We start from the raw sequence: 26,903 nt of genomic DNA, 5'->3' as shown, positions 1-26,903 counted from the left end.
TCTCCTTACTGTTAAACTTTTCGTTTCAAGCGGTACACGTACGCTAAAATTTCCGCTACCGCTTTGAAAAATTCTTCCGGAATCATATCGCCAACCTCTGTTTGCTGATACAGCGCCTTAGCGAGCGGACGATTTTCCACGGTCACGACATCATGCTCTTTTGCTAGTTGTTTAATTTTTAGCGCTACATAGTCAACCCCTTTTGCTACCACCACCGGAGCATCCATTTTTCCGTCTTCATACTTCAGCGCAACCGCGTAATGCGTCGGGTTGGTGATGACTACATCGGCTTTCGGCACTTCCTGCATCATTCTTTTCATCGCCATTTCCCGTTGCCTTTGCTTTATTTTGGATTTAATTAACGGATCTCCTTCCGTCTTTTTGTATTCGTCTTTAATATCTTGTTTGGACATGCGAATATTTTTCTCAAAGTCAAAGCGCTGGTACAAATAATCGAAAATGGCGACAAACAGCAGCGCTGCGGAAGCATAAAGCCCCATTTTCACTGTTAAACTAGCTAATGAGCTTAATGTCGTGCTTGGCGATTGCGTTGTCAGCGACAAAATGCGGCCGAGCTGAAACCATAGCAAAGCAAATGTCACGATTCCGACAACGCCGATTTTTAAAAGCGATTTTAATAGTTCGACCACCGCGCGCAGCGAGATCATCCGCTTCAATCCCTGTATCGGATTTAACCTGTTCCAGTCTGCCTTTAACGGATCGGTCGTAAATAAAAACCCCACTTGTAAAAAGTTCGCCAAGCAAGCAGCAGCAACGGCCGCGGCAAAAATAGGGGCGACGATCGCCGCTACGCTTTTTAACAAAACGAGAAAAAGCCTGTGCGCCGAATCGATGGTCAGATCAAACCGCGCATATTGCGTAAGCGATTGTGACATAAAATGCAGCAGTTCTCCTTTATAATAAGTTCCCGTAACATCTAAGACGAGAAACACCGCAAGCATGACGATGGCCGTATTCATATCGGTGCTTTTTGCTACTTGCCCTTTCTCCCGCACTTCCTGCCGTTTTCGCGGCGTTGCTTTTTCCGTTTTTTCTCCGGCGAAAAACTGCAAATCAAGGCGCAACCCGTTCATTTATGTGCCTCCTAAAAGCTTCATGAGCCCGCGCATTGATACAAACATGATGTCAAATAAATGATGGACGGCGATAAACAAAGTCGCCATCGTTACGATCAGCAATAATAGCGCCGCCGCAATCTTTATCGGAAAGCCGACGACGAAAATATTCAACTGCGGCACAGTGCGGGCTACGATGCCGAGCGCCACATCGACTAAAAATAAGCAGCCAACCAGCGGAACGGACATTTGAAAAGCGATGGCAAACATCGCGCTCAACGATTTCACGATATATGAAACGGCATGGCCATTGGCGAATTGCGGCCAATGATCAAGAGGGATAAATTGGTAACTGTAAAAGACACCATCAAGCAAAAGATGATGTCCATTGACAGAAAGCAATAACAGTAAGGCAAACATATACAAATACTGCCCCATCAACGGGCTTTGCGCTCCTGTCTGCGGATCGATGACATTGGCAATCGCAAACCCCATTTGAAAATCAATCAATCCGCCAATGATTTGCACCGCCGCCATAATCAGCGAAGCAAACAGGCCGATGCCAAGGCCGACCAGCACTTCTTTGATCACCAGCAGCACATACATGCCATCTAAAGCGACCGTTGGTTTGGAAATGGCAAAAAACATCATCCAGCTAAGAAAAAAGGATAATCCAACTTTATATACTGTCGGAATCGTACGATACGAAAACAGCGGCAAAGTGGCAAAAAAGGAAGAAACACGCGCAAACACAAGCAAAAACGCCGGAAAATATAACAGTAACTGCTCCATCGTGCATCAGCCTATAAATTTTGTTAAATGATCAAAAATATCGTAGGCATAGGACACCATCTTCGATAGCATCCACGGCCCCAAAAAAACAAGGCCAACAAGGACAGCGACAATTTTCGGAACGAACGCGAGCGTCTGTTCCTGAATTTGCGTCGTTGCCTGAAAAATGCTGACTAAAAGCCCGACCGCCAGTGATAATAAAAGCAACGGCCCGCATACGATTAAAATCATATATACTCCTTGTTCTGCGATCCGAATCACCAAATCGGCACTCATCATGGCCACCTACTTTACTGAAAGCTTTCTAGCAGCGATTTGACGACTAAATACCAGCCGTCGACAAGTACAAACAATAAAATTTTAAACGGCAACGAAATCATGACCGGAGGAAGCATCATCATTCCCATCGACATTAAGACACTGGCGACAATCATATCGATGACAAGAAACGGAATAAAAATCATAAATCCCATTTGAAACGCCGTTTTCAATTCGCTGATGGCAAACGCCGGAACAAGCGTAGTCAGCGGAATATCCTGCACCGTTTTCGGCTTTTCGGCGCCGCTGTACGATAAAAACAGCGCCAAATCTTTCTGCCGGGTATGCTTGCTCATAAACTCCTTGATCGGTACGGACGCGCGTTCATACGCCTGCTCTAAATTAATTTTGTTGGAAAATAACGGTTGTAATGCTTGATCATTGATTTCCTTAAATGTCGGCGCCATAATGAAAAACGTTAAAAACAGCGCTAAGCCAATGAGCACTTGGTTTGGCGGCATCTGCTGCGTTCCGAGCGACGTGCGGACAAATGACAGTACGATGATAATGCGTGTAAAGCACGTCATCATAATTAAAATGCCGGGAGCGATCGACAGCACCGTTAACAGCAACAGCAGTTTGATGGATATGGAAACATTTTCCGGCGCAACTTGACTAAACATGCGGACAAACTCATTCATCAGATGCCGTTCCTTTCTGTTTCATCTGCTTCAATAACTCATTCCGCTTTACGGACAGCTCCTGCATTTCCCGTAAAAACATGGTGCGAAACACAGAGCGCGGTTGGCTTGGCTGCTGCCGTCTCGCCGCTAAATAATCGCGCAGCCGTTCTCTCCATTTGCTCGGTTCGAGCATTTGCTCGAGCCGCTCATTGTGCAGCGCTAAAATTTCTTTAATTTCGTCTTCCTCCGCAATCTCCCGCAACAGCTGAATCGATTCGCCGACGCCAATGACAAGAATGCGATTTCCTACTTTGATTAATTGGACGGATCGATTCGTTCCGACGCTTGTCCCGCCAAGGTGCTCGATCACTCCCTTTTTTCCGGAAAACAGCTGGCCGCGGCGATAAAGAAATTTGACCAGCCCATAAATTAACACAATCACAAATAGCGTCGCTCCGATTAAGTGAAGGATGTCGGAAACGGAAAAAGACGATGGCTGTGCTTGCTCTATCGGCGCCGTAGCGCTTTTAGAGGAATTGGTTGGTTGTTCGCATAAACTAGGATGCTGTAAACACTCTTTCACCGTCGGCGATTGCTGCGCAAAAACAGGAAACCCTGTTTGCGCAGCAGCCACGATGATGAAGCATAACCATAATAGAAGAACTCGTGACGGAAACAAATGAATTCCACCTCTTATATTCATCCGAGTGTTTTATTGATCGCTTCAATGACGCGGTCGGCCTGGAACGGTTTGACGACAAAATCTTTCGCGCCCGCTTGAATCGCGTCGATCACCATCGCCTGTTGCCCCATTGCCGAGCACATAATCACTTTCGCATTGCTGTCGATCTTTTTAATCTCCCTTAACGCGGTAATGCCATCCATCTCCGGCATCGTAATATCCATCGTCACGATATCCGGACGGGTTTCCTTATATTTTTCAATCGCCTGCCGGCCGTCAGCCGCTTCCGCTACTACTTCATGTCCATTTTTCGTTAAAATATCTTTAATCATCATTCTCATAAATGCTGCGTCATCGACCACTAATATTCTTGCCATTGCCTATAAACCTCCTAAAATTTTAATCTTTTTAAACGATCGCTCTGGCTAATAATATCGGTAACGCGCACACCAAAATTTTCGTCAATCACGACCACTTCTCCTTTAGCGATCAACTTATTGTTGACCAATATATCGACAGGTTCACCGGCTAGTTTATCCAATTCAATGATCGATCCGGCCGATAAATTTAAGATTTCCTGAACAGAGCGCTTGGTGCGCCCTAATTCAACTGTTACTTGAAGCGGAACATCAAGAAGAAGGGATAAGTTTTTCACTTCTGCATCAACAGGCGGAGAAGGTGCAAATTCGGCAAAATCGGCCGTCTGAATCTGCCTCTCTCCTGCCCTTGCGTTCGCCCCGAAATAGTTCGAAGATTGCGCATCGGACTGTTCTGTATGGCGCTGTGAAGATACCGCCTGCGCGGCATCGTGGGCCGAATGGGACGGCTGTGTGCTATTTGTTTCCGCCATGACAAATGATTTTTCGCTGTCCCGTTGTTCTCCATATACAGCGCTCTCCGAAGGCGCTTCCCCATGGCCATTAGGCTGAAGAAGTTGTTGTACAAGCTCTTTTGCGAAATCAACAGGCAATAGCTGCATAATGCTCGAATCGATTAAATTGCCAATTTTTAAGCGAAACGAAACTTTAATCAATATGTCTTCATCCGGCAAATACTCGAGCCCTTCCCCTTCTTTTATATCCAGCAAGTGAATGGTCGGAGGAGAAATGTCCACACGCTTTCCGAACACGGTGGACATCGCTGTCGCCGCCGATCCCATCATTTGGTTCATCGCTTCTTGCACCGCGCTTAGCTGAATTTCCCCTAAAGAATCGCTTGTGCCTTTTCCGTCCCCGCCTAGCATTAAATCGGCAATAATCGCCGCATCATCCTGTTTAATGACAAGCAAATTCGTTCCTAAAAACCCATCTGTATAATTCACTTGAATCGCTACATACGGCTGCGGAAATTCATTGGCGACATTTTTTCGCTCAATGATGGAAACGCTTGGCGTCGTAATTTCCACCTTTTGATTTAACAGCATCGACAGCGCTGTTGCCGAGCTTCCAAACGAAATGTTGCCAATTTCTCCAAGCGCGTCTTGTTCTAATGGGGATAATACGTCCTCTAATGTTGGAATGTCGTCGTTTCCGCCTACTCCGCGCAGCAGCGCGTCAATTTCATCTTGCGATAACATGCCATCATTCATCATCGTCATGTTCGCCCCCCTTAACCGTGCCTAAAATTTGAACCGCCAGCTTTTTATTTCTCTTTCCGGGTTGCCCAATAAATTTTGGAATATCGCCGACTTTCACTAAAAGCGGTTGATGAATCGACTGCGTAAGCTCAATCACATCGCCGACTTCCAACTGCAAAAATTCTTCAATCGTAATCGTCGCCGTGCCAAGTTCCGCAACAATCGGCAGCTTGGCAAAACGAATCCGTTCCTCGAGCGCTTTTGCTTCCTCGGGGGAGCTTTCTTTTTTCTGCGCCTGCATCCAATAATGAACCGATAATCTTGGCATGATAGGCTCAAGCACAACATGCGGTATACAAATATTCATCATTCCGCTCGTCTCGCCGATTTGTGTGTTCAGCGAAATGACCACCACCGTATCATTCGGCGATATCATTTGCAAAAATTGAGGGTTTACTTCAAAATCAGCTAAAACGGGATCGATGTCGGCAATAGATTCCCAGGCATCGCGCAAATTGGCAAACGCTTTATCAAACAAATTGGACATAATCCGCGTTTCAATTTCGGTCAGGTTATCTACTTTATTCATGCTTGTTCCTCTGCCGCCCATGACGCGATCAAGCATTGCGTACGCAATATTAGGGTTTACTTCCATCAAAATGTGCCCGTTCAGCGGCGGAACTTCAAAAACGTTGATGATCGTCATTTTTGGAATAGAACGAATAAATTCCTCATACGGAATTTGATCTGCCGATGCCACCGATATTTGCACATATGTCCGTAGTTGCGCAGAGAAAAACGTAGTTAATAATCTAGCAAAATTCTCATGAATGCGCGTCAAACTGCGAATTTGATCTTTCGAAAAGCGAAGCGCCCGCTTAAAATCATAGACTTTGACGCGCTTGCCTTCCTCTTCTTTTTTTAACTCCTCCGCGCTCATTTCCCCAGTAGACAGCGCCGCTAAAAGCGCGTCTATTTCGCTCTGTGATAATACTTCGCCCGCCGTCATAATCGTCTTCCCCCCTTTACGGTACAGGCTATTGGAGGATAAAGGAGGTGATGTATACTTGCACTACTTTTCCTTCTTGCATGATTTGATTAATTTGTTGTTTCAACCGTTCTTCTAACGCGACCATACCTTTTTTCCCTTTGAAATTCTCCGCTTTCATTTCCGAAAGTTCTTCAATAATAATATTTTTAATTTGAAAATCGCGTTTTTCCGCCTCATCCTTACCATCTTTACTGTCCATTTGAATTTTAAAGGAAATTTTCACGTAGCTCCCATCTGCTAGATTCGTTGTAACATCCGGAATATCGATCGAACTGGCGACAATTTCATCCGCGCTTGGCGCGCCAGTTTCTTTTTGGCCGGTTAGTTTCATCACCGCAATTAATGCTACAGTACCAATAAGAGCAATAATGACAAGGATCATGATCATCGTTTTAATTAGTTTATTGCTTTTCACTTTCGGATCCTCCTAAATCTCCCAGTAAGCGCAACACCGCCGCTTGCCGATAAAAATCATTGACTAAATCGACAACTTCCTGTACGGATTCGCGGACAACCAATTTCTTTCCATTGGTCAGTGTAATCGTCGTATCCGGAAAGGCCTCCACTTGTTCAATATAAAGCGCGTTGAGCACAAACTTTTTGCCATTGAGCCTAGTCAGTGCAATCATGTATGTATTAGGGTACTAGACGGCGGCTAGTACCCTCCCTCCTTCACTATTTCTTCAAATTGACAAGCTCTTGCAAAATTTCATCCGATGTCGTAATAATGCGGGCGTTGGCCTGGAAGCCGCGCTGGGCGACAATCATTTCCGTAAATTCTTCCGAAAGGTCGACGTTGGACATTTCCAAAGCACCGGAGACGATGGTGCCAGTTCCGCCTTGTCCAGGGTCGTTCAGATCCGTCAAATCTACTCCAGTCGCTCCTCCTTTGTCAATAGAACCAGAGTTTGCTGTTTCTCTAAATAGATTCTGCCCTGCCTTCTCTAATCCATCATTATTCGCAAATTTTGCTAATTTAATTTTTCCTGCTGTTTGTAGATTACCGTTACTATCAACATAAGTCACAGTTCCATCAGAACCGATGCTAAAACTTTTAGCGTTTAGAGGAATGTTAATTTTACCAACAGTTCCTGTAGCTGTATTTGGGCTCGGAGGCTGATTATAAGGTTCTCCCATTAAATATAAACCATCGGCATTAACAATATTTCCTTGTTTATCTAAATAAAAATTTCCCGCTCTCGTATATACTGGATTAACAACTGCATTACTATTTACACCTTCTCCAAGTACAAAAAACCCATCTCCAGAAATGGCTAAGTCTAACGGACGTCCTGTTGTTTGTAAGCTACCTTGGGTATGAACGGTATCAATCGCTGCCAACTGCGCACCCAATCCAACTTGTTTTGGATTAACGCCGCCGCGGTTTGCTGTCGGACCGCTTGCCCCTGCAATTTGCTGACTCACTAAATCTTTAAAAATCGTTCTTCCTTTTTTAAATCCATATGTATTGACATTTGCGATGTTGTTCCCAATTACGTCCAGCTTTATTTGAAAATTTTTCATTGCACTAATTCCCGAATACATAGAACGAAGCATTGTGATTCCTCTCCCTTTCGCTTATTTATTCGATTCGACTTTCACAACCGAATTCGCTGCAACTACGGTGCCGTTATCAAGCTCAAGAAAAATTTGATTGTCTTTTTGCGATACCGATTTTACTGTCCCGCTTTTGATCGCCTCACCGTCTTGCCAATAGACGTTTTTGCCAATCCACTCACTGTAGCGAAGAAGCGCATCATGCTGCGTCGTTTGCATCCATTGCTCCAGCATGTTCGAAATATTGATCATCTGCTCTAACGAAGAAAACGTCGCCATTTGCGCAATAAAGTCTTTATCTTCCATCGGGTTTAGCGGATCTTGATTTTCCAATTGGGCGAGCAATATTTTTAAAAAATCATCTTTTCCTAATATTTGGTTTCCTGTTTTTTGCTCCGGCGGCTTATAGTTGTCAAGCAGCAAGCTTGCATCAATGCCATTTGTCGTCATTTTTCTCCCCCCTATGCTTCCGCATCCAACATTTCCACCGCAAAATGAGAAAGCGGCTGTTTTTTCAGTTTCTCTTCTTTTCGCTGCTGTTGTTGTTTTTGTCCGTGTTCCCGCTCCCCTTGATAAAATCCGGGAGTATGTCGCTCGTCCGTCCATACGTTCCATTTTTCCACGGTGATATTCCCGGTATCTAACATTTGACAGAGCTGCGGCAAATTAGCGTCTAACAGCTCTTTGGCAGAATCGGTCGATACGATGAGCTTCGCTGTTAATGCTCCATGTTCCCGCACTACTTTTACCGTCAACGTTCCTAAATGTTCAGGATAAAGGCGGATAACGAGCTGTGCATTTCCATTTTGGAAACGGGTAAAACGGCTTGATTGGAGCACCTTCGTCAGCTGCTGAAGAAACGATTCGCTTTCTTGCTGTTCTGGCAACGTTTGCTCCACTGTGATCACCGGGATATTCTCTTGTGACGTCACCATCGTTCCATTCAGCGGCGACATAGGAAACAACTGTGCCATGTTCTGTCTTTCTATTTTGCTAGCAGTCGTCGGCGAAGAAGAAAAATCCTTATGGAAATTGCCAGGCGAAAGAGAAAACCGATTCAATAACGAACTGTCCAGTTTTTTGCCTTGACCGAAAACCTCCTCTTCCCCCTTGGCTTGTTCCATCCACTTTTCTAGCAATTGTTGCAAAAAGGATCGCAAATCCTGATTTCCTTTACTTACCTTGTCGGGCAATAACGACATAAGCCAATCTTGTTGCGATTCGCTTGCAAGTTGATCCGTTATCATGCTGCTTAGTTGTCTGGGTGATATGTTAATAGCACCATTATTTATTTGCTGGAGGATGCGCTCGATCGCCTCTTTTTCTCCAGCATAATTGCCTTGTTTGATTGCGTCGTCAGTAAAGACCTTCGAAAAATCTTCCTGCTTCGCAGCTGGCATGCCATTAAGCAGAAAAAGAAGACAAGCTTGCCATTCTTCCGTCCCTCCGTGGCCGACTTTCTCATCTCGCGCTGATGAAGAGCGTCCTTGCGCAAGGAATATGTTTCCTTCGCTATCCTTCGCGGTTGTTTTCATATTCGCAAGCAATTGCTGAAATGGACTGCATGCTTCTTTTTCCCCTGCCAGGTTTGGAGCGGATTTTTTCGACGATCCTGCGATTGGCTGTTCTAATAACGGTAAATATATCGCCGCAAGTTTCACTGTGCCGCCCCCTCCACTGCTTGATTTTCTTCCGCGCGTCTTGCCAGAATGGACGTATACTTCGCTGCCTGATCAGGCGGCATTTTTTCCAAAATCGCCGCCGCTTTGTCGCTGTCTAATGCTGATAAAATCGCAAGCACATCACTTTCCGACATATTGGTTAAAATCGCTGCGGCGTTTTTCTCCGACATCGCTTTATACATATTGGCAACATCGTCCATCGTCATGACTTTGTTTTGAATGGCTTCCGTTTTTGCCGATTGCGCTGACGCTGACTGTTGCTTTTGCAAATTTTCAAGCGATTGTTTCAATTGGTCCACTTCTTGCTGTTTTGCTGATAATTCGTTTTCTAAATGGCGAATCTGCTTTTTTTGGTCGGCAATCGTAGCTTTTTGCTTTTCAATTGTTGCCACTAATTTCTTTTCTATCTTTTGCACATCTATCCATTGCGAAATAATCGGAATATGGCGGCTATACGTTTTGGCTGCATCAACGAGATTGACTCCGGCAATCGCCATAATGACAAAGGCTAATGCCACGGCAAATAATGTCGGGATCACAATAATGAATAAAAACCATTGCCATCTGCTTTCTTTTTCTTCTTTCTCCACTTCTTGATTCGGCATCATCCTCTAATCTCCCCGATGTACAAAACGTTGAACAGAAATTTCATCCATCCATTTATTTTCAACTCTTTTTTCTGCAAGCCGGACAGCTTGCATATATTTTTCTTTTATTTTTTCATACTTTTTCACTTCAATATTGAGCTCCGTCAGTTTGCTTTGTTTACGCTGCATTTGTTCTCTTGCCTGCATGACAAGAATTTGATAATGATGGATCGTTCTCTCTAGACTGGCGATATACTGTTGGAAGTGGCGGATGTCTTGGACGGACAACCCCAATTGGAGCTTTTGCTTATGCATTTCTTCATGCTCCTCTTTTTGTTTCAGCAAATGGTATAATTTTTCCGCCGTCTCCTCAAAGCGCCGCACCGCTTCATTGTATTCTCTCATCGCCAGATTTTTTTCATTTTCTTTCATCGACAACACTTTTTGCAGCTTAAACGCGTACTCCATGTTCTTCACCCTGTTTGAACGAGACGAAACAGCATTTCAATGCTTTCATCCCTCGTCATTTTTTCATTCACATCTTGTTTGCAAAACGACATGATTTTCGGATAAAACCGAATCGCCTCATCAATTTCCCGTGAAGATCCCCGCTTGTACGCCCCTATATTGATTAAGTCCTCCGAATCTATATACGTAGACAGGAGCTGGCGCAGTTTATCTGCCGCTTGCCGATGTTCTGGGGTGACAATATGGTTCATCACACGGCTTACGCTTTTTAATACGTTAATCGCCGGGTATTGCCCTTTATTGGCTAAACTGCGCTCAAGGACAAAATGGCCGTCCAAAATGCCGCGGACCGTATCGGCAATCGGCTCATTCATATCATCGCCGTCTACTAACACCGTATAAAAAGCGGTGATCGTGCCGTGCGAGTTCGTTCCTGTACGCTCTAGCAGTTTCGGCAATATTGCAAATACGGACGGCGTATAGCCTTTTGTTGTCGGCGGTTCACCGACCGCCAGCCCAATCTCGCGCTGCGCCATTGCCACGCGCGTCACTGAATCCATCATAAACATGACATCCATTCCTTGGTCACGGAAATATTCCGCGATCGCGGTGGCGGTATACGCCCCTTTCACGCGCATCAGCGCGGGCTGATCGGAGGTGGCAACGACGACAATGGAGCGCGCTAATCCTTCCGGGCCAAGGTCTCGTTCAATAAATTCACGCACTTCGCGCCCGCGTTCGCCAATTAACGCGATCACATTGATATCGGCGCTCGTGTGACGGGCAATCATCCCCATCAACGTGCTTTTGCCGACGCCGGAGCCGGCAAATATGCCGACGCGTTGCCCTTTGCCAACGGCAAGCAAGCTGTCGATAAGGCGCACTCCTACTTCAATTGGTTCCGCGATCGGCGGTCTTGACAGCGGATTTGGCGGATTGCGTTCGATCGAAATCGGCTGCAATCCTTTCGGCAAAGGCCTGCCATCAAGAGGAAATCCAAGCGGGTCGAGCACTTGGCCGATCAACGAAGCGCCGACATGCACTTGCAGCGGCCTTCCCGTCGCTTCCACCATACATCCCGGCGAAATATGCTGAACGGTCGAAAATGGCATTAACAAGATATGCTGCTCTTTAAATCCAACTACTTCCGCCGCGATTTTTTGTTTTTGTCCGCCGCTGCCGACGTGAATATAACAGAGGTCGCCCACGGAACTTTCCGGCCCTTTTGCTTCAATCATTAAACCGATGACACGCGATACTTTGCCAAAACGTTTATACGTGTCTATCTTGTCCATTTCATCAAGGAGTGCTTGCCAGTTCAGCGGATATCCCTTCTTTCATTCGCGCGGCTAGCTTTTCTTTTATTTGCATGAGCTGTGTATCCACGCTCGCATCGATGCGCCCGAACGGCGTTTCAATGATACACCCATACTCTTGAAGCTGATCGTCTGGATGAATAAATAAATCGACTTCATGAGAAAATAACGATTTTAATTCTTCTTTTTGCTTAGCCACTGTTTCATAGGAAAGCGGATGGACGTAAATCGTCACTTCCGTTTGCTCACGCACTTCTTGCAGGACCCGCTTTACTAGCGATAAAAAATAATCATGCTCTTTTCCTAATGTTTCGCCAAGAATGCGCTCCGCCACTTTGATGCCAATGCGCAAAATCGTTTCTGCCGATGCATTGATTTGTTCGTAAAACTGCGCGTTTGCCAATTCCGTAATATGACGGGCCTCGGCGATCAGCTGTTCATAGTGCTGCAATGCTTCTTGGCGGCCATGCTCAAACCCAGCGTGATATCCTTCCTCACGCGCGGATTGGACCAGCTGCTCCTTTTCGATGCGCCATTCCTCTTTTTCTTTCAGCACTTGCCGGCGCACCGATTCATAATATTGCTCAGCTTCCTGCTTGATTTGCGCCGCTTCCTGTTTTACTTGTTTCATGATCGTTTCGTAGTCTTCCGGCTGTTTTTCCGTTTCATACGGCTGCTCGAGAAAAAAACGTTTAATCTCAATCGTTTTTTTACCCATGCGATTTTTCAGTGACGGTGCTTTAATGACGTTAGACAATGATATCATCTCCTCCCCCACGGGCAACGACAATCTCTCCTGCTTCTTCGAGGCGGCGGATTACGGCGACAATCCGTGACTGCGCTTCTTCGACATCGCGCAGACGGACAGGCCCCATATATTCCATTTCTTCTTTGAACGTTTCCGCCATTCGCGTCGACATGTTGCGGAAGACAATTTCTTTGACTTCATCGCTGGCTACTTTCAGCGCCAACATTAAATCATTGTTATCTACTTCGCGAATGACGCGCTGGATTGCACGATTATCAAGAGTGACAATATCTTCGAAAACAAACATCCGCTTTTTAATTTCTTCGGCAAGTTCGGGATCTTGAATTTCCAGAGCATCGAGAATTGTCCGCTCTGTGCTGCGGTCGACTTGATTCAATACTTCAACGACCGCTTCGATGCCACCCGTCTGCGTATAGTCTTGCACTACCGTTGTCGATAGTTTTCGCTCTAAAATTTGTTCTACTTCGTTTATAATGTCAGGCGAAGTGCTGTCCATTAAGGCGATGCGCCGCGCCACATCGGCCTGCATTTCTTGCGGCAAAGAGGACAAAATCTGTCCTGCCTGCGCCGGTTCGAGATAAGAAAGGATAAGGGCGATCGTTTGTGGATGCTCATTTTGAATAAAATTTAAAATTTGCATTGGATCGGCTTTACGGGCAAAATCGAACGGCCGCACCATCAACGCCGATGTCAGCCGGTTGATGATGTTCATCGCCTTTTCCGGGCCGAGAGCCTTTTCTAACACTTCTTTCGCATAGGCAATTCCGCCTTGGGCAATATAATCTTGCGCCAGTGCAATTTGATGAAATTCTTCCAGCACTTCTTCTTTTTCGTCTGTCGTTACTTGGCGGACGTTAGAAATTTCTAACGTCAGTTTCTCAATCTCTTCTTCCGACAAATGTTTATAAACGGAGGCGGAAACATCGGGGCCAAGGGAAATGAGCAGAATCGCCGCTTTTTGCCTCCCCGTCAGTCCCCCTTTTCTGTCACGCTTTGCCATTTACCGTTCCTCCTACTCTTCCGATAACCACGTTCTTAACAATTTGGCAAATTCATCCGGCTTTTCTTTCGCCAGCCGCTCTAGCTGTCTGCGGCGCATGGTCGCCTCTGTTTCATGCGCTTCGTGAATGTCTGGAACTTGTTGCACAACCGGCTGGTCGAAAATTTCTTCTTCCTCTTCCTCGTCTTCCCGGCGCCGGCGCCACAATAAAACGGCCAGAACAATAAGCAGAACAAGCGCTGCGCCGCCAGCAATATAGACCCACATTGGGATCGTCTGTTTTGGTTGGGTAAACATTGTTTTTCCGTTAAAGTTTTGCACAGAAACGACAACACGGTTATTAATATCTTGATCGGTTAATGTTTGTCCGTACCCTTTATCAATAGAAGTTCTGACAATTGTTCCTAATATTTTTTGAATGTCATTGATCGTCTGCGGAGGCAGCGAACTTGGATTTTTCGGATCAGGCGGCTCTACCATCACTTGAATGCCTAAATCGCGAATTTTATATGGGCTTTCGACAATATGTCTTTTAATTTTATTTACTTCATAATTGACCGTCTCTTCCGTCCGCTCGTAATCGCCGTTTGTTTCGCCTGTACCGGCTTGATAGCTCGGCACTGCGTTTTGTCCTGTACCGACGGTGCCGCCAGGACGGGCGCCGTTGCCGGAATATGTTTCCTTAATGCGCTGCACGCTTACGGCAATGCCTTCGTTATTTTTTCTATCGACAGGGGTGACAAGATCTTCTTCCCGTTTTTCTTGGGTAAAGTCGACATCCGCCGTTACGGACACGACTACTTTATCTTGTCCCATCATCGTTCCTAACATTTGCTGAACTTGCCGCTGGATATCGCGTTCAATTTGTCTTTTTATTTCTTGCTGCGCAGCAAACGTAGTTCCTGTCGAATTTTCTCCGTTATTTTTTAAATCATAATACTCAAAAAATTGATTCATAATGACGATATTATCTGTAGGGAGATTAGGAACGCTTTTCGAAACAAGATGATACAGCGCTCTAATTTGCTGATCGCTAAATTGGTATCCTGGTTTTGTTTTTAAGACGATCGAGGCGGACGCTTCTCCTTTATCGTCCCCAACAAACACACTCGGCTGCGGGAGACTAATCATTACTTTCGCATCCTCAACACCGTCAATACTTTTAATTAAATTGGCGAGTTCATTTTGCATCGCTTCCAGCTTGACCATGTTAAATTCGTTATCAGTCATCCCAAAGCTGGCGTTTTTCCCAAAAAAAGAATAATCAATAACGCCGCTGTTTGGTATTCCTTCTGCCGCTAATTCTACTTTTAGCGAGTCGGCCTGATCTTTTGGCACTTCGATCGTCGTGCCGTTATCAGTTACTTGCGATTTAACACCGCGCTGGTCAAGCGTTGCTTTGATTTGTCCCGCCTCCTGCGGCGTTAAATTGCTGTATAGCGGCACATACTCGGTTCTTGTCGCAAAAAAGACGATCGCGCCAACAGCCGCGATGAAAAGGGCAAGACCGGCAATAGCCATCCATTTTTGTTTTTTTGTTCTTTCTTTCCAAAATAAAGTGAAGCGATTCATCCATTCCTTTAATTTATTTAATATATTGCTCATATTATTCCCCCGGTTATATCACCATCGATGCGTTATATTTGCATTCGCATCATTTCTTGATATGCTTCAATTACTTTATTGCGGATTTCTAATGTAAGTTGCAAGGAAATGCTTGCTTTTTGCGAAGCGATCATTACTTGATGCAAATCGACGTTTTCGCCGTTTACTAGTTTTTCTGTCAGCCTATCGGCCTGCACTTGCTCATTATTGACTTTATTGATCGCTTCTTTTAAAAAGTTGGAAAACTCTTTTTGCGCCGCCATCGGCTTTGTCTGCATGGCAGCATTCGCAGCTTGCGAAAACAATGAGCGCCCAATTCCCTGAATCATCTTGTCCATTCCCCTCTACGATTATTTCCCAATCTCTAACGCCTTCATCAACATTCCTTTCGACGCATTAAATACGGTGACATTCGCTTCATAGGAACGCGTAGCCCCAATCAAATCGACCATTTCCTTTAACGGATCGACATTAGGAAGCCGGACGTAGCCGTCGGGTCCTGCATCAGGATGGGAAGGGTCGTAAACAAGTTTAAAAGGACTAGGATCCTCAACGATTTTCGTTACTTTTACCCCGCTTCCAACAGAATCCGGGCGGTCCATGGCTGCTTGTAAATATGTAGCAAAACCTTCCTGGCGCGGCTCCATCACCACTAATTTGCGGCGATACGGCTCCCACCTTCCATTTACAAGCCGTGCCCGCGTCGTATCCACGTTGGCCATATTGGAGGAAATCACATCCATGCGCAGCCGCTGGGCCGTCAGGGCAGATGCTGTAATATTTAAACTTTGGAAAATAGACATATATTATTTTCCTCCTTTAATGACCGTTTTTAACTCCGTCAACTTTCCGTTTAGCTGCTCCACCAATGCGTTGTAATAAATTTGATTTTCCGCTAAATTCGACATTTCCTGGTCTATATCGACATTGTTTCCATTATGATTGTAAACTAGATTCCCCCTTGTCGTCACGAAAAATTTTTGATCGGTAGTATGGAGAAACGGCAGATGTTTCGGGTTTGTCCGTTTTGCTTCAAACGAACCGATCGCGCGATCTAGTTCCGTCCTAAACTGGACGTCTCTCGCTTTATAATTGGGCGTGTCTACATTGGCAATATTATTGGCAATCACTTTTTGCCGCAATGACGCATAATCAAGACCTTGTTCTAGCATTCTGATTGTATGTGAGAACAGTGACAAAGGTATCCCCTCTTTTATCCTAGTTTTTCGACAATATATGCTAATATTCATTTTACGAGAGTGAAAAAAACTTGCATAGCCGGAATATTGTACTATTTTTCATACTAAAGATAGGGCAAATTGGCGAAATTTGTTTTTTTACTCATTATATTAGCAAAAAAAATGGACCTAAAGGTAGCACATGCCCCTTTAGGTCCATTTATGATCAGCTTGATTTCAATTTTTCTAATTCCGTCAAAAATTTATCATTTAAGACTTTAATATATGTTCCTTTCATGCCAAGCGAACGCGATTCAATAACACCGGCGCTTTCTAGTTTGCGGAGGGCATTGACAATGACCGAGCGGGTAATGCCGACGCGGTCAGCGATTTTACTTGCGACAAGCAATCCTTCCGTACCTTCTAATTCTTCAAAAATATGTTCGATCGCTTCTAGTTCGCTATATGACAATGAGCTGATCGCCATTTGCACAACCGCTTTGCTGCGCGCCTCTTCCTCAATTTCTTCCGCTTTCTCGCGCAAAATTTCCATGCCGACAACGGTTGCGCCGTACTCCGCCAAAATGAGATCATCGTCATTAAATTCACGGTCTAATCTTGATAAAATAAGGGTTCCAAGGCGTTCACCGCCGCCGTTGATCGGCACGATCGTCGTCAAGCCCGTTTTAAATAAGTCGCGATTTTCCACTGGAAATGCGGTATATTCGCTATTAATATCGATATTAGGGGATGTTTCCGTAATGTTAAATAAGTTTTTCGTATATTCTTCCGGGAATTGACGCTCTTCGAGCATTCTTTTCATTCGTTCGTTTTCAATTGATTGCTTAATGGCAAAGCCAAGCAGTTTGCCGCGGCGACTGACGACAAATATGTTTGCTTCGATGACTTCACAGAGCGTTTCCGCCATTTCTTTAAAGTTTACTGGTCGTCCTGCTGCTTTTTGCAGCATTGCGTTAATCTTTCTTGTCTTTTCTAATAAATTCATTGATGGATTCTCCTTCCTTTTTATTGTTACAAAATAAATTCGCTTAAATCTTTGTTTTTGACAATGTTGCCTAATTTTTGTTCCACATACTGTGGTGTAATGACCACTTTGTCTAGCGTAATATCCGGAGCTTCGAACAATAAATCTTCGAGCAGTTTTTCCATGATCGTGTGAAGGCGTCTTGCTCCGATATTATCGGTCGTCTGGTTTACTTCAAAGGCGACTTCGGCAATCTTACGAATAGCATCGTCAGAAAATTCGAGATTTATACCTTCCGTTGCCAAAAGCGCCTTATATTGTTTAATCAGTGCGTTATTCGGCTCTACCAATATCCTTACGAAATCGTCCACCGAAAGTTTTGTTAACTCGACGCGAATCGGGAAACGCCCTTGCAGCTCTGGGATTAAATCGGACGGTTTCGCCATATGAAACGCCCCGGCAGCGATAAACAAAATATGATCGGTCTTTACCGGACCGTATTTGGTCATGACCGTTGAACCTTCGACAATCGGCAAAATATCGCGCTGAACCCCTTCCCTTGACACATCGGCGGAAGACGTCGACGGTCCGCTGCGCGCAATTTTATCGATTTCGTCAATGAAAATGATGCCGGATTGTTCGGCAAGGCGAACCGCCTCTTGCGTGACTTCGTCCATATCAATGAGCTTTTGCGCTTCCTCATTCGTCAGCACTTTGCGCGCCTCGCTCACTTTTAGTCTTCTTTTTTTGCGGCGCTTTGGAATAAGGCTGCTGAGCGCATCCTGCATATTCATTCCCATTTGCTCGATGCCGGCTCCCTGCAGAAAGTCAAACAGCATCGGTTGTTGCTCTTCCACTTCGATGGTCACCATTTCATCCTCTAGCTGGCCGTTGGCAAGCTGCCAGGCGACTTGTTTCCGCTTTTGTTCGATATGCTCGTCTTCATGCCCTTGATTCGTATCTTGCTGATACGATTGCCCGCCCCCAAATAATAGCTCCAGAGGGTTTTTGATCGTTTGCTTTTGTCTTCCTGGCACTAACAGTTCAACAAGCCGCTTATTCGCCTGCTGTTCTGCACGGTCTTTCACTTCGTTCATTTTCCGCTCCTTCACTAGCCGCACGGATGTTTCCACAAGGTCGCGCACCATCGATTCGACGTCGCGGCCAACATACCCAACTTCCGTAAACTTCGTTGCTTCCACTTTCACAAATGGCGCCCCGACTAGCTTTGCCAGCCGTCTCGCAATTTCTGTTTTACCAACCCCCGTCGGACCGATCATCAAAATATTTTTCGGGACTACTTCATCGCGCAATTTTTCGTCAAGCAGACTACGGCGGTATCGGTTTCTTAACGCAATCGCCACCGCTTTTTTCGCTTCTTTTTGCCCAACGATGAACTGATCGAGCTTCTCGACGATCTGCCGAGGCGTGAGCGTTTCCGACATCGCTGTCCCTCCTCCCATTTTACAATTCTTCCACAATAATGTGGTCGTTTGTATACACACAAATATTAGCCGCTATTTCTAGCGCCGCTTTGGCGATCTCCTTCGCCGACAACTGATCCCCCGCGTATTGCTTCAATGCGCGCCCTGCCGCTAGCGCATAGTTTCCTCCAGAGCCGATCGCCAGCATTCCATCATCTGGTTCAATCACTTCTCCAGTTCCTGATATGAGAAGCAAATGACGTTCGTCCATGACAATTAGCATTGCCTCCAAACGGCGCAATACTTTATCACTGCGCCATTCTTTCGCCAGTTCCACCGCGGCGCGCGGCAAGTTGCCATTAAATTCTTCCAGTTTTCTTTCAAACATTTCAAACAAGGTAAACGCGTCGGCCACCGAGCCGGCAAATCCGGCTAACACTTTTCCTTGAAATAATCGCCGTACTTTTTTTGCCGTATGTTTCATGACTACCGCATTGCCAAATGTGACCTGGCCGTCTCCTGCCATCGCCGCTTTTCCATTATGACGGATCGCAAAAATCGTCGTCGCGTGAAACTGTTCCATCGCTTTTCCCTCCTTGCCGGCGGCAAAGTTATGCGCGCGGATGCGTATGTAAATAAATGTGGCGAAGCCTGTCTTTCGTGACATGGGTATACACTTGCGTCGACGAAAGGTGCGCATGCCCGAGCAATTCTTGGACGGTACGCATATCCGCTCCTTCATTTAACAAATGGGTTGCAAACGTATGCCTTAATACGTGCGGGCTAATATGTTGCGTAAGCGCCGCCTTTTTGACGATTTCATCCAAAATATAACGTGCCCCACGAGGTGTCAACGGATTGCCGCGGGCATTGACAAACAAATACGCATGATTCGTTTTCGCGTTTTCAAGAAGCTCGCGCCGCCCTTGCCGGATATAGCGTTCTAACGCCTCTTTCGCAAAACGGCCAAACGGAACATAGCGTTGTTTGCTTCCTTTACCATAAATTAAAATTGTTGAAACAGAAAAATCGATATCGGAAAGCTGAATGTGACAACATTCACTAATTCGGACACCGGTTGCGTAAAGAAGCTCGAGCAACGCTTGGTTGCGCTGTCCGACCGCCGTATTAACATCATTGACAGAAAAAAGGCATTCTAATTCCTGCGGGTATAAAAAATTAGGAATTTTTTGTTCTTTTTTCGGCAGCGCTGCAAGCGCAAACGGATTTTCCTTTACTTTCCCCTCCCGCAGCAAAAATTTATAGAAGCTGCGCAGGCTGGAAATTTTCCGCGAAATGGAGCGGCTTGACTGCTTTTGCTCGTAAAGCTTTGTTAAATAAAGACGAACGTCGCTATATGTTACTTCATGCAAATGCCCGATCCCCTGCTCATTCATAAATTCGAAAAACTGTTCAATATCCCGTTGGTAACACACAATAGTATATTGTGAATAATTTTTTTCGATTTGTAAATATTCTACGAACAATTTTAACGCAATTTTCGAATTTTCCATTCTTCACACCTCACAAGGGCTACTAAATAGTAACATATATTAGTAGTCCTTGCAATCATTTTTTATAAAATTCTGAATTGTGTCCAATGCGCGCTGTGCGTAACGTTCGTTGCGCCGCTGTTTATCTTTGATCTTTTCTCCAAGCGGGGCAAATAAACCGAAATTGGCATTCATCGGTTGGAAATGTTTCGGATCCGCCGACGTGATATAATGGGCCATGCTGCCGATGGCTGTCTCAGGCGGAAAGACGACAAGCTCTTGCCCCAATACGAACCGCGCCGCGTTGATGCCGGCGACAAGCCCAGACGCCGCCGATTCGACATACCCTTCCACTCCGGTCATTTGTCCCGCGAAAAATAAATCGTCGCGTTCCTTATACTGATACGTCGGCCGCAATAATTTTGGGGAATTGATAAACGTATTGCGGTGCATCACACCGTAGCGGACAATTTCCGCATTTTCGAGCCCCGGAATCAAGCGAATCACTTCTTTTTGCGGTCCCCATTTTAAGTGAGTTTGGAAGCCAACGATATTATACAACGTACCTGCCGCGTTGTCTTGGCGAAGCTGGACCACCGCGTACGGCCGTTTTCCTGTACGAGGATCTTCCAAGCCGACCGGTTTCATCGGTCCAAATAAGAGCGTCTGTTTTCCGCGGCGCGCCATCACTTCAATCGGCATGCATCCTTCAAAATAAATTTCCTTTTCAAATTCTTTTAACGGCACTGTTTCCGCAGAAATAAGCGCTTCATAGAAACGATCAAACTCTTCTTCTGTCATCGGGCAGTTGATATAAGCGGCTTCCCCTTTATCATAGCGCGATTTCACATACACTTTTTCCATATTGATGCTATCTTTTTCAATAATCGGAGCAGCAGCATCGTAAAAGTACAAATATTCTTCTCCTGTCAGCTCTTTAAGCCGCTCCGACAAAGCTTGCGACGTTAATGGTCCGGTGGCAATAATCGTTGGACCATCAGGAATGTCTGTGACTTCTTCGCGAACTACCGTTACGTTTGGATGGCCTTGCACAAGATTCGTAACGCGCTCGGCAAACTCATGGCGATCGACGGCCAGAGCTCCTCCCGCCGGGACGGCGCAGGCATCCGCCGCTTGAATAATGACGGAGTTCAGCCGGCGCATTTCCTCCTTCAATACGCCGACTGCGTTCGTCAACGAATTCGCACGCAACGAGTTGCTGCAAACCAATTCAGCAAATTTATCCGTATGATGGGCAGGCGTTTGTTTTACCGGTCGCATTTCATAAAGACGGACATGGATACCCCGGTTGGCAAGCTGCCATGCCGCCTCACTGCCGGCTAGCCCTGCCCCTATTACATTGACTGTTTTTTCGCTCACGTTGTATTCCTCCTTTATTCACTTAAGATTGCGGCTCTTCCACATAGTCACATGCCGCGCATTGCACTTGCACGCCTTTTTTCAGTTTCTTTTCTACCAGTAGTTCTCCACACTTCGGGCAAGGACGAACGAGCGGCTTATCCCATGAGACGAAGTCACATTGCGGAAAACGGTCACAACCGTAAAAAATCCGCTTTTTCTTGCTGCTGCGCTCGACAATATTGCCTTCATGGCATTTCGGGCATTTGACGCCAATCTCCTTGACAATCGGCTTTGTATTGCGACATTCCGGAAAATTCGAGCAAGCAACAAATTTGCCGAAACGACCCATTTTGTATACCATTGGGCTTCCGCATACTTCGCAGTCGATTCCCGCCGGTTCGTCTTTAATCTCGACTTCTTTCATTTCTTTTTCGGCGATTCGCAGCCGTTTTTCAAATTCGCGGTAAAAATCGTCGACCACTTTGACCCATTCTACTTTGCCTTCTTCAATTTCGTCCAAATTTTTCTCCATTTTTGCCGTAAACTCGACATCAATAATTTCCGGGAAAAATTCTAAAATAAGCTCCAACACGATTTCTCCGAGTTCAGTCGGGACGAAACGCTTATTTTCTAACACGACGTAGTTTCGCTTTTGAATCGTATCGAGCGTCGGCGCATACGTCGACGGCCTGCCGATGCCAAGTTCCTCTAGCGTCTTGACAAGCCGCGCTTCCGTATATCGAGGAGGCGGCTGGGTAAAATGCTGCTTCGGTTCAATATTTTGGCTGATCACCGTCTCTCCTTCCTGTAAATCGGGAAGAAACCGGTCTTGCTCTTCCGTCTGATCGTCCGTTCCTTCTACGTACACTTTCATAAATCCCGGAAATTTAACTTTGGAACCGCTAGCGCGAAAGACGACCCCCTCATTTTCGAGTTCAACGCTCATCGTATCCAATACGGCAGCGGCCATTTGGCTGGCGATAAAACGTTCCCAAATCAGCTTGTATAACCGGTACTGATCGCGGCTTAAATATGGCTTTACCTTTTCCGGGTCGCGAAACGCAGATGTCGGGCGAATCGCTTCGTGGGCATCTTGCGCGTTAGCGCTTTTCTTCTCTTTTCGTTTTTCTTGCGTGACAAATTCCTTGCCAAATACCGATTCAATAAAAGTGATTGCTTCTTGTTGGGCGCTTTCGGAAATTCTTGTCGAGTCCGTGCGCATATACGTAATTAACCCGACCGTTCCCTCGCTGCCAAGATCAATTCCCTCATACAGCTGCTGAGCGATCATCATCGTTTTCTTGGTGCGAAAATTCAATTTGCGCGCTGCTTCCTGCTGCAAAGAAGAGGTAGTAAACGGCGGCACAGGATTTCGCTTTCTCTCCTTTTTCGTTACCGTCTTGACGATGAAATGATTGCCGTTTATTCGCTGCAGCACAGAAGAAACGTCCGCTTCCTTTTTCAAATCCATCTTTTCCCCGTCGACGCCGTAAAAAGAGGCAGTAAATGTTTCGTTTCCTTTCATAAACTCCGCTTGAATCTTCCAATATTCTTCCGGCTGAAACTGTCTAATTTCTTTTTCGCGATCGATAATGAGGCGCAGTGCGACAGACTGGACGCGTCCCGCGCTTAATCCTTTCTTTACTTTTTTCCAAAGCAGCGGGCTGATGTTATAACCGACAAGCCGATCCAAGACGCGCCGAGCTTGCTGCGCATCGACAAGATTCATATTGATCGAGCGCGGATGCTGAAACGATTCTTTAATTGCATCCTTAGTAATTTCATGAAAAACAACCCGGCAATCGGAATGTATGTCAAGATCCAGCATGTTCGCTAAATGCCAGGCGATCGCTTCCCCTTCGCGATCCGGGTCTGCGGCGAGAAACACTTTTTTCGCTTTTTTTGCCGCTGTTTTTAACTCTTTAATAATCTGGCCTTTTCCGCGAATCGTAATGTATTTTGGTTCATAGCCGTTATTTATATCAACGCCCATTTGGCTTTTTGGCAAATCCCGAACATGTCCCATGGAAGCTTTTACTTTATATTTTTTTCCTAAATACCGTTCAATCGTCTTCGCTTTCGCTGGCGATTCCACGATGACAAGGTAATCTGACATCCAACTTCCTCCCCTAAGAGGTAAATTTAAATCTTCATTATTATTAATGATTCTTATGATATTTGTCAAACAAGATATGAAAAAAAAAATGCATACGCCCTGTCATAAAAGATAAGGAAATTCCTCCGATATATCGGCTGCGCAATGAACTAATTTTGCCCCTTGCTGGATGAGCATGTTCGGTCCTTTCGATTGCTCTAAAAAAATCGGACCGGGAACGGCAAACACTTCTCTCCCTTGCTCCAGCGCAAAGAGAGCGGTGATTAGCGAGCCGCTTCTCTCTTTTGCCTGGACAATGACCGTTCCAAGCGATAGTCCGCTAATAATTCGATTGCGCAGCGGAAAATGCCATTTTTGCGGCTGGACATGCGGAGGGTGCTCTGCTAAAACGAGATGTTCTTCCATTAATCGGGCTGCTAGTTTTTGATTTTGCCGCGGATATATATGGTCAAACCCTCCGCCAATCACAGCGATCGTCTTTCCGCCGCTTTCGATCGCCATTTCATGGGCCATTGTATCGATTCCAATGGCAAGGCCGCTGACGATGACCCAGCCATCGGCCGCCAGCGGCGGAATTAATTGCCGCAGCGATTCAGCCCCCTCTTTTGTCGGCCGCCTTGTGCCAACAATGCTAATCATTTTTAAATTAGACAAAAGCTTCGTATTTCCTTTTGCATATAGCACCCATGGCGGCTCGTATATATGTTTTAACAAAGGAGGATAGTCCAAGTCAAAAATAGTGATGACGCGAATATTTTTGTCCCTATATGTTTTTATCATACTTTCAATCCGAGGGGAATGTAAATCTTGGAAAAAGAGAGTGCGCTGTTGCGGGGATAAAGGCAGGGATGTTTGCAAAACATCTGGAGATAGGGCGAAGATGGAGAGAAAAGTTGGATCCATGTCAAATAAACGGCGTATCGTTTTCCATCCCGCTCCGCGGCAATGATGCAAATGAATCAGCCGTTCGCGAACAGAATCGTACATCTTATTCTCCTTTCTACCAAGTTTTATATAAAATATCGTCCCGCATGAAAAACAATGCGGGACGATGAATGGTTATTAATGGGTTTTACATTTTTCGTAAAGTCCGCGTTCTTTTAAGACGGAAATTAGCGTTTCCCCGATGACGGCCGGCGTTTCTGCCACTTTAATGCCGCATTCGTTCATTTTCTTGATTTTTTCCGCCGCTGTTCCTTTGCCGCCGGAAATGATCGCACCGGCATGTCCCATCCGTTTTCCTGGAGGCGCTGTTTGACCGCCGATGAAGCCGACGACCGGTTTTGTCATGTTCGCTTTTACCCATTCCGCCGCTTCCTCTTCGGCCGTACCGCCGATTTCGCCAATCATGATGACGGCATACGTTTCTTCGTCTTCGTTAAACGCTTTTAACACATCGATAAAGTTCGTGCCGTTGACCGGGTCGCCTCCGATGCCGACCGCTGTCGATTGGCCGATGCCGGCTTGTGTCAATTGATGAACCGCTTCGTATGTTAACGTGCCAGAACGGGAAACGATGCCAACATGACCCTTTTTATGAATGTAGCCAGGCATGATGCCGATTTTGCATTCTTCCGGCGTGATGACGCCCGGGCAGTTAGGGCCGATGAGGCGCGTTTTTTTGCCTTCCATATACCGTTTTACTTTTACCATATCCAAAACCGGAATTCCTTCGGTAATACAAACGACAAGGTCTAATTCCGCATCGACCGCTTCCATAATCGCATCTGCGGCAAATGGGGCTGGAACGTAAATAACGGACGCGTTAGCTCCTGTCGCCTTTACCGCTTCTTCAACGGTGTTAAATACAGGAACACCTTCCACTTTCGTTCCGCCTTTACCAGGTGAAGTGCCGCCTACAATTTTTGTTCCGTACTCGAGCATTTGTTTTGTGTGGAATAGCCCTTGCGAACCTGTAATCCCTTGAACGATGACTTTGGTGTCTTTGTTAACAAAAACGCTCACATTTCTCCCTCACTTTCTTAACGTACTAGCTCGACTATTTTTTGTGCGCCGTCTGCCATCGAGTCAGCAGCGGTAATGTTTAGACCCGATTCTCGCAAAATCTTTTTCCCTAGCTCGACGTTCGTTCCTTCGAGACGGACGACAAGCGGAAGATTGAGACCGACTTGTTTCGTTGCTTCAACAATGCCGCTAGCGATCACGTCGCATTTCATAATGCCGCCGAAAATATTGACAAAAATGCCTTTGACGTTCGGGTCAGAAAGAATGATTTTAAACGCTTCCGTTACTTTTTCCGCGGTCGCGCCGCCGCCGACATCCAAAAAGTTTGCTGGCTCGCCGCCGTAATATTTGATAATGTCCATCGTCGCCATCGCCAAACCAGCGCCATTGACCATGCAGCCGATATTGCCGTCAAGCGCGATATAGTTCAAATCGTATTTCGACGCTTCGACTTCTTTCGGATCTTCTTCATCTAAGTCGCGGTATTCTAAAATGTCTTTATGGCGGTACAGTGCGTTCGAATCAAAGTTCAGTTTGGCATCCAGCGCCATTACTTTGCCGTCGCCGGTGACAACAAGCGGGTTGATTTCGGCGATCGAGCAGTCTTTGTCAACAAACACTTGGTAAAGCCCCATCATAAATTTTACCGCCTGGTTGACAAGCTCTTTTGGAATATTGATGTTGAACGCTAAACGGCGCGCTTGAAACGCTTGCAATCCCACTGCTGGGTCAATATATTCTTTAAAAATTTTCTCCGGTGTTTTCGCCGCTACTTCTTCGATTTCGGTTCCGCCCTCTTCCGAACCCATTAAGACAACGCGGGAAGTCGCGCGGTCGACGACTAAGCCGATGTAATATTCTTTTTTAATATCGCAGCCTTCTTCAATAAGCAAGCGCTTTACTTCTTTTCCTTCCGGACCTGTTTGATGGGTGACAAGCACTTTTCCTAACAGTTCGCTCGCATATGTACGAACTTCATCCAAGCTTTTCGCTACTTTTACCCCTCCGGCTTTTCCGCGTCCGCCGGCATGAATTTGCGCTTTAACGACGCAGACAGGAGTCCCTAATTCTTTTGCCGCTTCTACCGCTTCCTCAACCGTGAATGCTACGCGGCCGTTTGGCACGCTAACGCCGTAGCTTCTGAGGATTTCTTTTGCTTGATATTCATGAATATTCATGCGCCAACCTCCTATGTATAAACTAAAAAAATTCTAGCGCTTTCATTTTATAATGACCCTTTCTATATTGTCCACCTTTTCGACACAAAATTGAAAAATT

The 26,903-nt window shown here is 45.7% G+C and carries 31 protein-coding genes; all 31 read right to left on the bottom strand.

The genetic code is table 11. From position 1 onward, the window contains the following. Positions 1-11 precede the first annotated feature (11 nt). Positions 12-1,094, bottom strand: a complete 1,083-nt coding sequence (gene flhB / locus BDD39_RS04110; protein ID WP_166908375.1) for a flagellar biosynthesis protein FlhB — start codon at positions 1,092-1,094, stop codon at positions 12-14. After that, positions 1,095-1,868, bottom strand: coding sequence for a flagellar biosynthetic protein FliR (gene fliR, locus BDD39_RS04105; RefSeq protein WP_166908373.1), 774 nt, complete (start codon positions 1,866-1,868; stop codon positions 1,095-1,097). It abuts the gene before it with no gap. Positions 1,869-1,874: 6 nt separating this feature from the next. Next, entirely contained in the window at positions 1,875-2,144 is a 270-nt protein-coding gene (fliQ, locus tag BDD39_RS04100) for a flagellar biosynthesis protein FliQ (RefSeq protein WP_166908370.1), read from the bottom strand. A gap of 14 nt (positions 2,145-2,158) precedes the next feature. Continuing rightward, the gene (gene fliP, locus BDD39_RS04095) at positions 2,159-2,827 is read right to left on the bottom strand and encodes a flagellar type III secretion system pore protein FliP (RefSeq protein ID WP_166908368.1); all 669 of its coding nucleotides are present in this window, start codon (positions 2,825-2,827) and stop codon (positions 2,159-2,161) included. Further along, on the bottom strand, positions 2,820-3,488 hold the full coding sequence (gene fliZ, locus BDD39_RS04090) for a flagella biosynthesis regulatory protein FliZ (protein ID WP_166908366.1): 669 nt from the start codon (positions 3,486-3,488) through the stop codon (positions 2,820-2,822). The genes fliP and fliZ overlap by 8 nt, the downstream gene beginning before the upstream one ends. A gap of 20 nt (positions 3,489-3,508) precedes the next feature. Then, positions 3,509-3,868: a response regulator gene (locus BDD39_RS04085; RefSeq protein ID WP_017437076.1), complete on the bottom strand. Its 360-nt coding sequence runs from the start codon at positions 3,866-3,868 to the stop codon at positions 3,509-3,511. Positions 3,869-3,882: 14 nt separating this feature from the next. Next, the gene (fliY, locus tag BDD39_RS04080; RefSeq protein WP_166912260.1) at positions 3,883-5,082 is read right to left on the bottom strand and encodes a flagellar motor switch phosphatase FliY; all 1,200 of its coding nucleotides are present in this window, start codon (positions 5,080-5,082) and stop codon (positions 3,883-3,885) included. Continuing rightward, on the bottom strand, positions 5,072-6,076 hold the full coding sequence (gene fliM, locus BDD39_RS04075) for a flagellar motor switch protein FliM (RefSeq protein WP_166908363.1): 1,005 nt from the start codon (positions 6,074-6,076) through the stop codon (positions 5,072-5,074). Before fliM ends, fliY begins: the two co-directional genes overlap by 11 nt. Before the next feature lie 28 nt (positions 6,077-6,104). Further along, positions 6,105-6,533, bottom strand: coding sequence for a flagellar basal body-associated protein FliL (gene fliL, locus BDD39_RS04070; protein ID WP_166908360.1), 429 nt, complete (start codon positions 6,531-6,533; stop codon positions 6,105-6,107). Next, positions 6,520-6,747: a flagellar FlbD family protein gene (locus BDD39_RS04065; protein ID WP_166908358.1), complete on the bottom strand. Its 228-nt coding sequence runs from the start codon at positions 6,745-6,747 to the stop codon at positions 6,520-6,522. The genes fliL and BDD39_RS04065 overlap by 14 nt, the downstream gene beginning before the upstream one ends. Before the next feature lie 46 nt (positions 6,748-6,793). Next, positions 6,794-7,675 (bottom strand): flagellar basal body rod protein FlgG, encoded by an 882-nt coding sequence (flgG, locus tag BDD39_RS04060; protein ID WP_166908356.1) that lies wholly within the window; start codon positions 7,673-7,675, stop codon positions 6,794-6,796. A 21-nt stretch (positions 7,676-7,696) separates the two neighbouring features. Further along, positions 7,697-8,125: a flagellar hook assembly protein FlgD gene (gene flgD / locus BDD39_RS04055; RefSeq protein ID WP_166908354.1), complete on the bottom strand. Its 429-nt coding sequence runs from the start codon at positions 8,123-8,125 to the stop codon at positions 7,697-7,699. Between the two features lie 11 nt (positions 8,126-8,136). Continuing rightward, entirely contained in the window at positions 8,137-9,336 is a 1,200-nt protein-coding gene (locus tag BDD39_RS16660) for a flagellar hook-length control protein FliK (RefSeq protein WP_341801442.1), read from the bottom strand. Further along, positions 9,333-9,965 carry a MotE family protein gene (locus BDD39_RS04045; RefSeq protein ID WP_166908352.1) on the bottom strand — a complete coding sequence of 211 codons (633 nt, stop codon included), beginning with the start codon at positions 9,963-9,965 and terminating at the stop codon, positions 9,333-9,335. The genes BDD39_RS16660 and BDD39_RS04045 overlap by 4 nt, the downstream gene beginning before the upstream one ends. Before the next feature lie 3 nt (positions 9,966-9,968). Continuing rightward, a complete protein-coding gene (fliJ, locus tag BDD39_RS04040) occupies positions 9,969-10,412 on the bottom strand; it encodes a flagellar export protein FliJ (protein ID WP_166908350.1) in 444 nt (147 codons plus the stop codon). Positions 10,413-10,417: 5 nt separating this feature from the next. Beyond that, complete coding sequence (gene fliI, locus BDD39_RS04035; RefSeq protein WP_243845982.1) at positions 10,418-11,707, bottom strand: flagellar protein export ATPase FliI; 1,290 nt, start codon at positions 11,705-11,707, stop codon at positions 10,418-10,420. Between the two features lie 4 nt (positions 11,708-11,711). Then, positions 11,712-12,494, bottom strand: coding sequence for a flagellar assembly protein FliH (fliH, locus tag BDD39_RS04030; protein WP_166908348.1), 783 nt, complete (start codon positions 12,492-12,494; stop codon positions 11,712-11,714). Next, positions 12,478-13,497, bottom strand: a complete 1,020-nt coding sequence (fliG, locus tag BDD39_RS04025) for a flagellar motor switch protein FliG (protein ID WP_166908346.1) — start codon at positions 13,495-13,497, stop codon at positions 12,478-12,480. The genes fliH and fliG overlap by 17 nt, the downstream gene beginning before the upstream one ends. Positions 13,498-13,509: 12 nt before the next feature. Continuing rightward, positions 13,510-15,093: a flagellar basal-body MS-ring/collar protein FliF gene (gene fliF / locus BDD39_RS04020; protein ID WP_166912254.1), complete on the bottom strand. Its 1,584-nt coding sequence runs from the start codon at positions 15,091-15,093 to the stop codon at positions 13,510-13,512. Positions 15,094-15,134: 41 nt separating this feature from the next. Then, positions 15,135-15,431 carry a flagellar hook-basal body complex protein FliE gene (fliE, locus tag BDD39_RS04015; RefSeq protein ID WP_166908343.1) on the bottom strand — a complete coding sequence of 99 codons (297 nt, stop codon included), beginning with the start codon at positions 15,429-15,431 and terminating at the stop codon, positions 15,135-15,137. Positions 15,432-15,452: 21 nt separating this feature from the next. Further along, complete coding sequence (flgC, locus tag BDD39_RS04010) at positions 15,453-15,905, bottom strand: flagellar basal body rod protein FlgC (protein ID WP_166908341.1); 453 nt, start codon at positions 15,903-15,905, stop codon at positions 15,453-15,455. Positions 15,906-15,908: 3 nt separating this feature from the next. Continuing rightward, positions 15,909-16,301, bottom strand: coding sequence for a flagellar basal body rod protein FlgB (flgB, locus tag BDD39_RS04005; RefSeq protein ID WP_166908339.1), 393 nt, complete (start codon positions 16,299-16,301; stop codon positions 15,909-15,911). 205 nt (positions 16,302-16,506) lie between these two features. Continuing rightward, positions 16,507-17,286 (bottom strand): GTP-sensing pleiotropic transcriptional regulator CodY, encoded by a 780-nt coding sequence (gene codY / locus BDD39_RS04000; protein ID WP_166908337.1) that lies wholly within the window; start codon positions 17,284-17,286, stop codon positions 16,507-16,509. A 26-nt stretch (positions 17,287-17,312) separates the two neighbouring features. Beyond that, positions 17,313-18,710: an HslU--HslV peptidase ATPase subunit gene (hslU, locus tag BDD39_RS03995; RefSeq protein WP_166908335.1), complete on the bottom strand. Its 1,398-nt coding sequence runs from the start codon at positions 18,708-18,710 to the stop codon at positions 17,313-17,315. A 19-nt stretch (positions 18,711-18,729) separates the two neighbouring features. After that, positions 18,730-19,272 carry an ATP-dependent protease subunit HslV gene (hslV, locus tag BDD39_RS03990; RefSeq protein WP_166908333.1) on the bottom strand — a complete coding sequence of 181 codons (543 nt, stop codon included), beginning with the start codon at positions 19,270-19,272 and terminating at the stop codon, positions 18,730-18,732. A gap of 28 nt (positions 19,273-19,300) precedes the next feature. After that, positions 19,301-20,203, bottom strand: a complete 903-nt coding sequence (xerC, locus tag BDD39_RS03985; RefSeq protein WP_166908331.1) for a tyrosine recombinase XerC — start codon at positions 20,201-20,203, stop codon at positions 19,301-19,303. A 39-nt stretch (positions 20,204-20,242) separates the two neighbouring features. Next, positions 20,243-21,562: an FADH(2)-oxidizing methylenetetrahydrofolate--tRNA-(uracil(54)-C(5))-methyltransferase TrmFO gene (gene trmFO, locus BDD39_RS03980; RefSeq protein ID WP_166908329.1), complete on the bottom strand. Its 1,320-nt coding sequence runs from the start codon at positions 21,560-21,562 to the stop codon at positions 20,243-20,245. 22 nt (positions 21,563-21,584) lie between these two features. Further along, positions 21,585-23,660: a type I DNA topoisomerase gene (gene topA, locus BDD39_RS03975; protein WP_166908327.1), complete on the bottom strand. Its 2,076-nt coding sequence runs from the start codon at positions 23,658-23,660 to the stop codon at positions 21,585-21,587. A 102-nt stretch (positions 23,661-23,762) separates the two neighbouring features. Continuing rightward, complete coding sequence (dprA, locus tag BDD39_RS03970; RefSeq protein WP_166908325.1) at positions 23,763-24,647, bottom strand: DNA-processing protein DprA; 885 nt, start codon at positions 24,645-24,647, stop codon at positions 23,763-23,765. Positions 24,648-24,722: 75 nt separating this feature from the next. Continuing rightward, the gene (gene sucD, locus BDD39_RS03965) at positions 24,723-25,625 is read right to left on the bottom strand and encodes a succinate--CoA ligase subunit alpha (RefSeq protein ID WP_166908323.1); all 903 of its coding nucleotides are present in this window, start codon (positions 25,623-25,625) and stop codon (positions 24,723-24,725) included. A gap of 17 nt (positions 25,626-25,642) precedes the next feature. Beyond that, a complete protein-coding gene (sucC, locus tag BDD39_RS03960; RefSeq protein WP_166908321.1) occupies positions 25,643-26,803 on the bottom strand; it encodes an ADP-forming succinate--CoA ligase subunit beta in 1,161 nt (386 codons plus the stop codon). Between the last annotated feature and the right edge of the window lie 100 nt (positions 26,804-26,903).

This window comes from Saccharococcus thermophilus (assembly GCF_011761475.1).
GTDB lineage: Bacteria > Bacillota > Bacilli > Bacillales > Anoxybacillaceae > Saccharococcus > Saccharococcus thermophilus.
Note: the sequence above shows the minus strand (reverse complement) of the source record. Positions and strands in the feature narration are given on the sequence as shown.